The sequence below is a fragment of the Bradyrhizobium sp. LTSPM299 genome (genome assembly GCF_000938235.1).
GTDB lineage: Bacteria > Pseudomonadota > Alphaproteobacteria > Rhizobiales > Xanthobacteraceae > Bradyrhizobium.
The window spans coordinates 25,001-35,381 of the sequence record NZ_JYMU01000004.1 but is presented as its reverse complement, the minus strand read 5'-3'; the positions used below and the strand labels follow the sequence as shown (position 1 = coordinate 35,381).

11 protein-coding genes (1 of these 11 only partly in view) are annotated in these 10,381 nt (G+C 64.9%); 7 read left to right on the top strand and 4 right to left on the bottom strand.

From position 1 onward, the window contains the following. Window positions 1-272 precede the first annotated feature (272 nt). Window positions 273-1,421: an IS110 family RNA-guided transposase gene (locus UP10_RS00190; RefSeq protein WP_044585437.1), complete on the bottom strand. Its 1,149-nt coding sequence runs from the start codon at window positions 1,419-1,421 to the stop codon at window positions 273-275. A gap of 105 nt (window positions 1,422-1,526) precedes the next feature. Next, window positions 1,527-2,069, bottom strand: a complete 543-nt coding sequence (locus UP10_RS00185; RefSeq protein ID WP_044585436.1) for a methylated-DNA--[protein]-cysteine S-methyltransferase — start codon at window positions 2,067-2,069, stop codon at window positions 1,527-1,529. A 154-nt stretch (window positions 2,070-2,223) separates the two neighbouring features. Between UP10_RS00185 and UP10_RS00180 the strand changes: the two genes are divergently transcribed. After that, complete coding sequence (locus tag UP10_RS00180) at window positions 2,224-3,033, top strand: alpha/beta fold hydrolase (RefSeq protein ID WP_044585435.1); 810 nt, start codon at window positions 2,224-2,226, stop codon at window positions 3,031-3,033. A 205-nt stretch (window positions 3,034-3,238) separates the two neighbouring features. Here the strand turns inward: UP10_RS00180 and UP10_RS00175 are convergent, their stop codons facing one another. Continuing rightward, a complete protein-coding gene (locus UP10_RS00175) occupies window positions 3,239-3,694 on the bottom strand; it encodes a carboxymuconolactone decarboxylase family protein (RefSeq protein ID WP_044585442.1) in 456 nt (151 codons plus the stop codon). Window positions 3,695-3,803: 109 nt separating this feature from the next. On the opposite strand from UP10_RS00175, the gene UP10_RS00170 reads away from it, so the two are divergent. From UP10_RS00170 to UP10_RS00150, 5 genes are all read left to right on the top strand, one after another. Continuing rightward, a complete protein-coding gene (locus UP10_RS00170) occupies window positions 3,804-4,670 on the top strand; it encodes a sigma-70 family RNA polymerase sigma factor (protein ID WP_044585434.1) in 867 nt (288 codons plus the stop codon). Between the two features lie 66 nt (window positions 4,671-4,736). Beyond that, a complete protein-coding gene (locus UP10_RS00165; RefSeq protein WP_044585433.1) occupies window positions 4,737-5,990 on the top strand; it encodes a M20/M25/M40 family metallo-hydrolase in 1,254 nt (417 codons plus the stop codon). Window positions 5,991-6,138: 148 nt separating this feature from the next. Continuing rightward, entirely contained in the window at window positions 6,139-6,813 is a 675-nt protein-coding gene (locus UP10_RS00160; RefSeq protein ID WP_044585432.1) for a GntR family transcriptional regulator, read from the top strand. 113 nt (window positions 6,814-6,926) lie between these two features. After that, on the top strand, window positions 6,927-7,727 hold the full coding sequence (locus UP10_RS00155) for a phytanoyl-CoA dioxygenase family protein (protein ID WP_044585431.1): 801 nt from the start codon (window positions 6,927-6,929) through the stop codon (window positions 7,725-7,727). 108 nt (window positions 7,728-7,835) lie between these two features. After that, window positions 7,836-9,140 carry an NAD(P)H-dependent oxidoreductase gene (locus UP10_RS00150; RefSeq protein WP_044585430.1) on the top strand — a complete coding sequence of 435 codons (1,305 nt, stop codon included), beginning with the start codon at window positions 7,836-7,838 and terminating at the stop codon, window positions 9,138-9,140. A 92-nt stretch (window positions 9,141-9,232) separates the two neighbouring features. Here UP10_RS00150 and UP10_RS00145 read toward each other — a convergent pair whose 3' ends face one another. Next, complete coding sequence (locus UP10_RS00145) at window positions 9,233-9,853, bottom strand: hypothetical protein (protein WP_044585429.1); 621 nt, start codon at window positions 9,851-9,853, stop codon at window positions 9,233-9,235. A 322-nt stretch (window positions 9,854-10,175) separates the two neighbouring features. Between UP10_RS00145 and UP10_RS00140 the strand changes: the two genes are divergently transcribed. Continuing rightward, a protein-coding gene (locus UP10_RS00140) for a GFA family protein (RefSeq protein WP_044585428.1) crosses the window boundary here: on the top strand, window positions 10,176-10,381 show its 5' portion. It continues 172 nt past the right edge of the window; only the first 206 of its 378 coding nucleotides appear in the window; the start codon lies at window positions 10,176-10,178; its stop codon lies beyond the right edge, outside the window.

The following is a 10,381-nucleotide window of genomic DNA, read 5'->3' as shown; positions in this document are numbered from 1 at the left end:
AAGAGGGCGGCGCGCGGAGCCATGCGTAGCGCAGCGCGACGACCGGGCAACGGGCGAGGATTGGCTTGCGAAGTTTGCAGCAGCTCACTGCATCACCTCATATCCGGTCGGATTGTTTGATCCGTACCCACCTTCCGCATGCTTGCGGCGAGGAAGCCTGGCGAGGATGAGACCCATCTACGAAACGGCGGTTGAAGCCCTAGGGTGGCACGGTCATCATCCATCCCGCACGGAGCGCGGCGAAGCCGCGGCGCGTGGTGACGTGGTTTGTTTTATGCCTTCATGGTTGCCTGCTCGGGAACCAGGCCGGTGGTGAGGTAACGCCACAGCGCCACGATCAGCTTGCGCGCCAGTGCGACGATGGCGATGCGTTTGGCGCGCTTGCCGGCGTTGGCCGTGCGGGTACGGAACCAGCGGCTAAGCGCGCTGTCACCCTGATGGCGGAGCCAGAGCCAGGCCAGTTCGATCGCCTTGTGGCGGGCACGCCGATTGCCGGCCTTGCTGATGCCCTGCTCGCGATCGATGCCGCCGCTGCGCCATGGACTGGGCGTCAGGCCGCAATAGCCGGCGACCTCGCGCCTGTTGCGGAAGTCCTTGTAGAACAGCTCGTGCACCAGGGTTGCGGTGAAGGCCGGACCGAGCGCCTTGAGGCGGAGCAACAGATCTCGTCGCTCCGCGATCGGTGCCGGAACGGGAAGGGCTTGTGCAGCTTGTTCTTCTTCCAGCGCCGCCAACTGCTCGCGCACCAGCATCAGCCGCACATGCTCGCGCTTGGCCTCGGCCAGAAGATGTGCCGGTAGCGGCTGGCCCTGCCAGTCGCGCTGTCGCGCGAGCCAGGCGAGCCAGTCTCGGCGCCGCGGGTTGCCAACCGCCAGTCCCAACAGGCGCAGCAGCGCCTTGACCCGGTTGGTATGGGCCGTCTGCTCGGTGACCAGCCGGTCGCGTTCGCGGCTGGCGCGCCGGGCGTCCTCGGCTTCCACGCTCGGCACGCGAACGATCCGAACCACCCGCGGCTCACCCCGCAAATAGGCCATCAGGGTGCGCAGCAGAAGCTCGCCGTCGATCCGATCCGTCTTCGCCCGCCGCGCCCGCTGTTCCACCGCAATGCTCGCAGGGTCGAACACAAAGTTCGTGATCCCGGCTGCTTCCAATAGCCGATGCAGCCAGAAGCCGTCATAGCCCGCCTCATAGCAGCTCACTACCCGCGGTACCGATCCGAGCTTCTCCGCCGCCCGGGCGCGGGTCCGTTCGATCAACGCCAGCAGTTCGGCGTGATCGCCCCCCTCAAGCTTGTGGCGCGAAATCCGCTCCCGGTCCGGGCTGTGCAGCGTCACAAGCCACGTCTTCTGACTCAGCTCGATCGCAACGAAAATTGTGCCATTATACTCCGCGGTGGGCGTGTCTATGGTCGATGCTTGCATCTGACTCTCCGATGGTTCGAGTGTGGAAACCCAAACCTATCGGAAAGGCCACGCTCACCGCCCCATGGAATCTACGATGGCTACGCGTGTTGCGGGATGGTGCTCTCAATCAAACAAACTTGGCGTGTGGTTCACCACCGCGCCTTCGATCTGCAGCATCTTCAGCTTGGTCACCACGCCGCCATTGGCGGAGAAGCCGCCCGGCTTCTTGCCCGCCGCCAGCACGCGGTGGCAGGGCACGACGATCGGGCACGGGTTGCGGCCGAGCGCCTGGCCGACGTCGCGCGATAGCTCGACGCCGCCGAGCTGCTTGGCGATGTCGCCATAGGTCAGGGTCTGGCCCGGCGGGATCTTCCGCGCGATGTCGTAGACGCCGCGATTGAACTCCGGCACGCCATCGAGATCGAGCACGATGTCGGCGAGGTCGTTCGGCTTGCCAACCAACAGCTCGACCATGCCATCGATCGCATGCTGGACCTCGGCCGGCGGCGCCGCCTCGATGACATCGCCGTTGCGCTGAAAGAGCCGCTTGCGGGTTTTCTCCTTAGTGCCCATCGGCAGTTGCACGGCGGTAACGCCGTGCTCGCCCCAGACGATGCCGCAGGCGCCGATCGCGGTCTCGAAGATTGCAAAATGCTGGCCGGTCATGGCTGGCTCCAGATGTTCCTTTAGACCCTTGGCTCACGCTTGGGAGCCTGTTGCTGACGCTGAATCTAGGCTTGGAGAATGTTGCTATCCACCCGAATCCTGTGGGAACTTCGGCTGAATCAACAGTTTCCCCCTCCGCTGCCGCGAGCTGCCCATGCAAAGCCTCCACGTCAATGGTTTCGACATGCCCTATCTCGAGGTCGGCCAGGGCCCGCCGCTGGTCTGCGTGCACGGCTCGCTGTGCGACTTCCGGATCTGGTCAGCCGTGCTCGGACCGCTGGCGCGCATCCACCGCTTGATCGCGGTCAGCTTGCGGCATTTTTTCCCGGCGCAATGGGACGGCGTCGGCGATACCTATTCGATCGCCCAGCATGTCGATGACGTCATTGCCTTCATCGAAAAATTCGACACCAGGCCTGTCGACCTGATGGGGCACTCCCGCGGCGGCCACATCTCGTTCCGAGTCGCGCAGCGGCGGCCGGACCTGCTGCGCAAACTGATCCTGGCCGAACCCGGCGGCGAGCTCGACGGCACACTTGACCCTGATTTTCAGCCCGGCCCCTCGCCGCTGGCGGCGCGGATCGCGGCGTCCGCCGAGGCGATCGCCAGGGGTGACATCGACGGCGGCATGCAAATCTTCATCGATGCGCTGGAAGGCCCCGGCGCTTGGAAGCGCCTGCCCGCCGCGCCGAAGCAGTTGCTGCTCGACAACGCCGTGACGCTGATCGGCCAGACCCGCGACAAGCGCCCGCCTTTCTCGAAAGCGGATGCGGAAGCGATCAAGACGCCGACGCTCTTTATCGGCGGCGCGAACACCAAGGGCACGCTGCCCAAGGTGCTGCACGCGCTCGCCGCCAATTTGACGGGCGCGCGCACCGAGCTGATCCCGGGCACCACGCATCCGATGTTCGAGCAGGCGCCACGGCGCTATTGCGAGATCGTGCTGGAGTTTTTGGCAGCATAGGCGGTGCACCCTCTCCCCTTGTGGGAGAGGGTGGCGCGATAGAGCGCAGCGGCATCGCGCCGGGTGAGGGGTTCTCTCCGCGGAGACAGACCCCTCACCCGGATCGCATCTGACGATGCGATCCGACCTCTCCCACAAGGGGAGAGGTGCAGCGAGCAAGTGGCACGTGCTCTCTCCCCGTAGAGAACGGGACGAGGGAGAAGACTCACACCTTCCACGCACCGACCGGCTGGCGCACGGCGACGTTCAACCGGTTCCAGACATTGATCGCCGCGATCGCCAGCACCAAGGCGGCGAGCTCGTGTTCGTCGAAATGCTTGTCGGCCTCGTTCCACACCGCATCCGGCACCGGATCCTCCCGGTCGCTGAGCCGGGTTACCGCCTCGGTCAGCGCCAGCGCGGCACGCTCGGCGTCGGTGAAGTAGGGCGTATCGCGCCAGGCAGCGACACAGAACAGCCGCTCTTCGGTCTCGCCGGCGCGCTTGGCGAGTTTCGGGTGCATGTCGACGCAGACGCTGCAACCGTTGATCTGGCTGGCGCGCAGATGGACCAATTCCAGAAGCTTTTCCGGCAGGCCCTTCTTGGTGGTTTCACTGAGCGCCTGCAGCGCTTTCATGGCGTCGGGAAGTACCATCACCGGGTGGTTCATACGGGCTTGCATCATGTCATTCTCCTCTTTGCTTTTTGACGCAGCCCCGCCGACCTGCTGTCACATCGGCCGGGTTTCGGTCGTCATGGTCATGACGGAGCGGACAAAGGGAATGTGACCGATGGACGAGAAAAAGTTTCTGGCCGAGCAGTTCGAGGCCAACCGGGCCCATTTGCGGGCTGTGGCCTATCGCATGCTGGGCTCGACCGCCGAGGTCGACGACGCCGTGCAGGAAACCTGGCTGCGTCTGAGCCGCACCGATGCCGCCGCCGTCGACAATCTTGCGGGATGGTTGACCACGGTGACCGCGCGAATCTGCCTCGATATGCTGCGGTCGCGCAAATCGCGCCGCGAGGAACCGATCGGCCCGCATGTGCCGGAACCGGTCGCGGACAGCCACACTGAGCGGGAGTCCGAGATGGCGGATTCGGTCGGTACCGCGCTGCTGGTGGTGCTCGAAACCCTGGCGCCGGCGGAGCGGCTGGCCTTCGTGCTGCACGACATGTTCGCCGTGCCGTTCGAGGAGATCGCGCCGATCGTCGGCCGCACCCCGGCCGCCGCGCGACAGCTCGCAAGCCGTGCGCGGCGACGCGTGCAGGGCGCGCCGCCCGCGCCGGGTGCCGATGTCAGCCGGCAGCGAGGGATTGTCGAGGCTTTCCTTGCGGCGTCCCGCAACGGCGATTTCGAGGGGCTGCTCGCCGTGCTCGATCCCGACGTGGTGTTTCGTGCCGACCAGGCTGCACAGCGGCTCGGCCCGCTCGCGGAGATCCGCGGGTCCGCAGCGGTTGCCGAAGTCTGCAAGGGACGCGCGCGGGCGGCGAGGCCCGCGCTGGTCGATGGCGAGATGGGCGTTGCCGTCATCCTCGGCGGCAAACTGCGCATCGTTCTGCGGGTCACGATTGCCGGCGACAGGATCGCGACGATCGATGCTGTCGCCGATCCCGAGCAGATCGATACGCTCGATGTCGAGGTGTTCGACCTGAGTTGACGCCGCTGGAGGCGTACGAATCGCAGTGCTAGTGTCCCTTTGCGCTCATCAAGGGAGGACACCAAAATGAAACGATCCGTCAAACGGCTTGCGTCGGTCAGCCTGTTTTCGCTCGCCCTTACCTCCTCCGCCTTTGCCGCGGCCGACGAGAAATTGCGCGCGGCGGCCGAGCAGGCCCAGCCGGCCGTGATCGAGAGCCTGCACGACATGGTGCTGATCGAATCGGGCTCCGGCGATGTCGAGGGCCTGACGAAGATGGCCGACTACACCGAAGCGCGACTGAAGGCGCTCGGCGCCAAAACCGAACGGCGCAAGACCACGCGCGGTGCCGGCGCCGACATGGTGATCGGCACTTTCGAAGGCACCGGCACGAAGAAGCTGATGCTGATCGCGCATATGGATACGGTCTATGAACACGGCATTCTGGCCTCGCAGCCCTACAAGGTCGACGGCAACAGGATCTATGGGCCCGGCATCGCCGACGATAAGGGCGGCATCGCCGTCATCCTGCACTCGTTGAAAATCCTGAACGACGCCGGCTGGCGCGACTACGCAAAACTCACGGTGTCGTTCAATCCGGATGAAGAGGTCGGCTCGGTCGGCTCCGGCGCATTCATCGCCGAGCTCGCCGACCAGCACGATGTGGTGCTGTCCTGCGAGCCCACGGTTGCGCTACCGGTGGCCAGGAACGAGAGCCTGTTGCTCGGCGCGAGCGGCACCGCCGCGGGTACGCTGGAGGTGAAAGGCAAGGCCTCGCATGCCGGCGCGGCACCGCAGCTCGGCCGCAACGCGCTGCTCGAGCTCGCGCATCAATTGCTGCAGACCCAGGACGTCGCGAAATCGATTCCGGGCACGCAGTTGAACTGGACCACCGCGAAGGCCGGCACGGTGCGCAACCAAATCCCGGATCAGGCCACCGCCGGCGCTGACATCCGCCTGACGATTCCGGACGGCGTGCAGAAGCTGCAGGCCGCGCTCGACGAGAAGATCAAGGACAAATTGATCCCGGACACCGAAGTGACGGTGAAGATCGTCGCGGGCCGCCCGCCCTTCGTGGCCAATGACCGCGGCCGCGCGCTCGCCAAGGAGGGACAGGCGATCTACGCCGAACTCGGGCGCACGCTCGACATCGCCGAGATGACCGGCGGCGCGACCGACGCCGGCTACGCCGGCCGCAGCGGCAAGGCGACCGTGGTCGAGAGTTTTGGCCTGGCCGGCTGGGGCTACCACGCACGCGACGAATATATCGACACCAACTCGATCGTGCCGCGGCTGTATCTGATGACACGGATGCTGGTGGAGTTGGGCAAGGCGAAGTAGCGGGGGACGTGGCGGACGGGTGTTCGGAGACATCGTGGACACTTTCCGGCGCTTATAGAGCTGCCGGAGTCGGCCTTGACGAACCGTAGCATCCGCAGTAGCGTTCGTTGGAATACGGAATTCCGTATCCCGAATTTGGACCACCAGCATGATCCCGTTGGACCCGCTTCCGAACCTGATCGACCAGGTCTATGCGCGGATATCAGAGGCGATCATCGACCGCACGCTGCCGCCGGGCCAGCGCATCACCCAGAACGAACTCGCCGACAAGCTTGGCGTCTCGCGCCAGCCGGTGTCACACGCGCTGCACCTGTTGCACCGGCAGGGCCTCGTCGCTGAAAGCGGCAAGCGTGGCTTCGAGGTGACGCAGCTCGATCCCCAGCGTATCCGCCAGCTCTATGAAGTCCGTGGCGCGATCGACGCGCTGGCGGCGCGGCTTGCGGCCGGCCGGGTGAAGGAAGATTCCGCTGCTCGCGCAAAACTCGAGACCGCGCTCGAGGCCGGCCGCGCAATCGATGGCACCACGCCGCTGGCGCGCCTGATCGCGCGCGACGTCGACTTCCACAGCGCGATCTATCGCCTCGCCGGCAATTCCGCGATCGAGGAGATGATCGCGCCGCAATGGCCGCATATGCGCCGCTCGATGGCGACCGTGCTGGCCGAACTCGATTATCGCGACAGCGCCTGGACCGAACACGAGACCATCGCCGCGCATATCTTTGCCGGCAACGCCGCCGCGGCCGAAGCGGCGGCGCTGGCGCATGCGCAGACGGCCGGACGGATGACCGAGGAGAAACTGAGGGCCATCGACGTGGCGGCATAACGGATACCGTCATTCCGGGATGGTCCGAAGGACCAGACCCGGAATCTCGAGATTCCGGGTTCACGCTTCGCGCGCCCCGGAATGACAACAACAATAGGCAAGGAGGAAGCACCATGAAACTGAACCCACAGCAGATCGAGCATTTCAATCGCGAAGGCTGGCTGTTCCTGCCGGAGTTGTTCAGCCAGGAGGAGGTCGACTTCCTCGCCCGTGAGGCTGTTGGCATCTACGACGCCAACCGGCCCGAGGTGTGGCGCGAGAAGAGCGGCGCGCCGCGCACCGCGTTTGCCGCGCATCTCTACAACGAGGCGTTCGGCCTGCTCGGCGCGCATCCGCGCATGATCGATCCGATCGAGCAGCTGTTCGGCGAGAAGGTCTACATGCATCAGTTCAAGATCAACGCGAAGGCCGCCTTCACCGGCGACGTCTGGCAATGGCACCAGGATTACGGCACCTGGAAGCGCGACGACGGCATGCTGGAGCCGCGCGCGATGAACATCGCGATCTTCCTCGACGAGGTGATGCCGATCAACGGTCCCTTGATGCTGGTGCCGCAGAGCCAGACCGCCGGCGACCTCAAGGCCTCGCATGATCTCGCGACGACGTCGTACCCGCTGTGGACGCTGGACGAGGAGACCGTGACGCGGCTGGTGAAGCAGGGCGGCATCGTCGCGCCGACCGGCAAGCCCGGCGGCATGCTGATGTTTCACGGCAATCTGGTGCATGGATCGAGCGGCAACATCACGCCCTATCCACGCAAGATCGTCTATCTGACGCTGAACGCGGTCTCGAACTACATCCGCACCCCGACGCGGCCCGACTACATCGCGCACCGCGATTTCACACCGATCGAAACCGTGGAGGACGGCGCGCTGCTGCGGTTGGCCCGTGCGCCGCGGCAGGCGGCGGAGTAGCGTCTTCTGAGGTCGTTCCGGGGCGCGCGAAGCGCGAACCCGGAACCTCGAGATTCCGGGTTCGACGCTGCGCGTCGCCCCGGAATGACTCCTTGATTGGAAAGCATCATGAACCTGCATCACCTCCTGAAAGCCCGCGTCGCCGCCGGCAATCCCGTTCGCGTCGCGCTGATCGGCGCCGGCAAATTCGGCTCGATGTTCCTGTCGCAGGTGCCGCATACGCCGGGGCTGGAGGTCCCCATCATCATCGATCTCGACCGTGATCGCGCGCGCGAGGCCTGCCGCACGGTCAGCTGGGACGAGGCGCGGATCAAGGCGACCGCGTTCACCGACGACGGCGCGCGCGCCATCGCCGGCGGTGCTTTCGATGTGGTGGTGGAGGCAACCGGAAATCCCGCCGTCGGCATCCGCCATGCCCGTGCGGCAATCGCCGCCGGCAAGCATATCGTGATGGTCAATGTCGAGGCCGACGTGCTCGCGGGGCCGCTGCTCGCCGAAGAGGCGCGCAAGGCCGGCGTGGTTTATTCGCTCGCCTATGGCGACCAGCCGGCGCTGACGGCTGAGATGGTCGATTGGGCACGCGCCACCGGTTTCCACGTCGTCGCTGCCGGCAAGGGCACGAAGTATCTGCCGGCCTATCACGACGTCACGCCGGAGGGCGTCTGGCAGCATTACGGGCTCACCGCAGGCGAGGCGCAATCCGCCGGCATGAACCCGCAAATGTTCAACTCCTTCCTCGACGGTACCAAATCCGCGATCGAGATGGCGGCGATTGCCAATGCCTGCGGGCTCGATGTGCCCTCGGAAGGTCTCAAGTTTCCGCCCTGCGGCGTCGACGACCTGCCGCATGTGATGCGGCCGCGCGATAAGGGCGGCGTGCTGGAGAAATCCGGCATCGTCGAAGTGGTGTCGTCGCTGGAGCGCGACGGCCGTCCGGTGTTCCGCGACCTGCGCTGGGGCGTCTATGTGGTGCTGGAAGCGCCGAACGACTATGCCGCTGATTGCTTCAAGCAATACGGCCTCAAGACCGATTCGTCCGGCCGGTATGCTGCGATGTACAAGCCCTATCATCTGATCGGGCTTGAGCTGAACATCTCCGTTCTGTCGGCGGTGCTGCGCAACGAACCGACCGGGCAGCCGCGCGGTTTCCGCGGCGATGTCGCGGCGATCGCCAAGCGCAATCTGCGCGCCGGCGAAATGCTCGACGGCGAAGGCGGCTATACGGTGTGGGGCAGGCTGATGCCGGCCACCGCCAGCCTCGCCACCGGGGCGCTGCCGATCGGGCTCGCGCATCGCGTCAAGCTGAAGAACGACGTCGCCCATGGCGCGGTGGTGCGCTGGAGCGATGTCGAGGTCGACCAGGCCAGCGATACGATCAAGACGCGGAAGGCGATGGAAGCGGCGTTCTCATAAGCCGAACTTGGTCGACGCCGCGCCATCAACACAACGCAACAAAAGAAGCCCCGGAGAAAATCCTCCGGGGCTTCTTTGATACGAACGGCGGCTCAGTTTTCGTCGCTGCCGCCGAACGCTTCCATCAGCTTGTCGTAGTTCTTGGTGACCAGATCGATGTTGCCCTTGTTCTCGACCGCGGGCGGCGGCGACTTCAGGGCATCGTTGAGATCGGCGAGCGCGTCCTTCTTGTCCTTGGCCGACATCTTCTTGTCGGCCTGGACCTCGGCGATCTGCGCTTTCAGGACGGCCTCGGGACCGACATACTTCTTGGTCTTCGGATCGAAGCCGCCGAGCACCAGCGAAATGTTGTCGACGACATTGTTGTAATCGTCAGAGCTCGCGAAGCCGTTCTTCTTGGCGATGCCCTCGAGCTGGGTGAGGATCTTCGGATCCGGCTTGCTGTCCTGGGACAGCTTGGCGGTGATCGGATCCATTTCCTTGGACGCGGCCAGCGCACTGTCGATCTGCTTGTCGGTCAGCGCGAGCTGCTTGATCGGCGGCAACTGTTCCTGTTGCGGCGCCGGGGCAGCCTGCGCCGGCGGTTTGGCCGCCGGTGCCATCTGCTGCTTGTTGGCTTGGGCAAGGGCGCCGCTGTTCGACAATGCGGTCATGGACACCGCGAGGCAGGCAACACTCAACGCAACACAGACGGGACGGACGATCTCACGCATGGAAGTCTCCTCGTTGGGGGCAAACCGACCGGGCTTCTTGGATGAAACAGGTACGAATATCGAAATGAACGGCCCATGAACTTTGGTGGTAGAAGATGACGGCCAATCATGGCCGAATGATCACAAACGGTTCAGCGTTGCGGGAGTTGCAGCGGCCGGAGCCCGCCGGCGGCACAGAAATGATCGCGTTCGGGCGTGGTCGCGGAAAGGCTGGCGTCCGTCCATTTGCCGCCGCGCCGCAAAATTGTCATGCATACAATTCGATCGTTGCCGCGGCGCGGCTCCGCGATCATCGTCCAGCGACTCACGAACAGGGGCGGCCATGGCTTGCTATCGGGGCTCGTGCCATTGCGGAGCGGTGATTTTCCGGATCGATGCCGTCATCGACGAGCTGACGACTTGCGATTGTTCGCTGTGCCGGCGAAGGAACGCGGTCATGACCACGATTCTCAGCGACGAGGATCTGCTGTCGGCCTACGCTTGGAACACCCATCGCGCGAAGCATTTTTTCTGTTCGCGCTGCGGCGT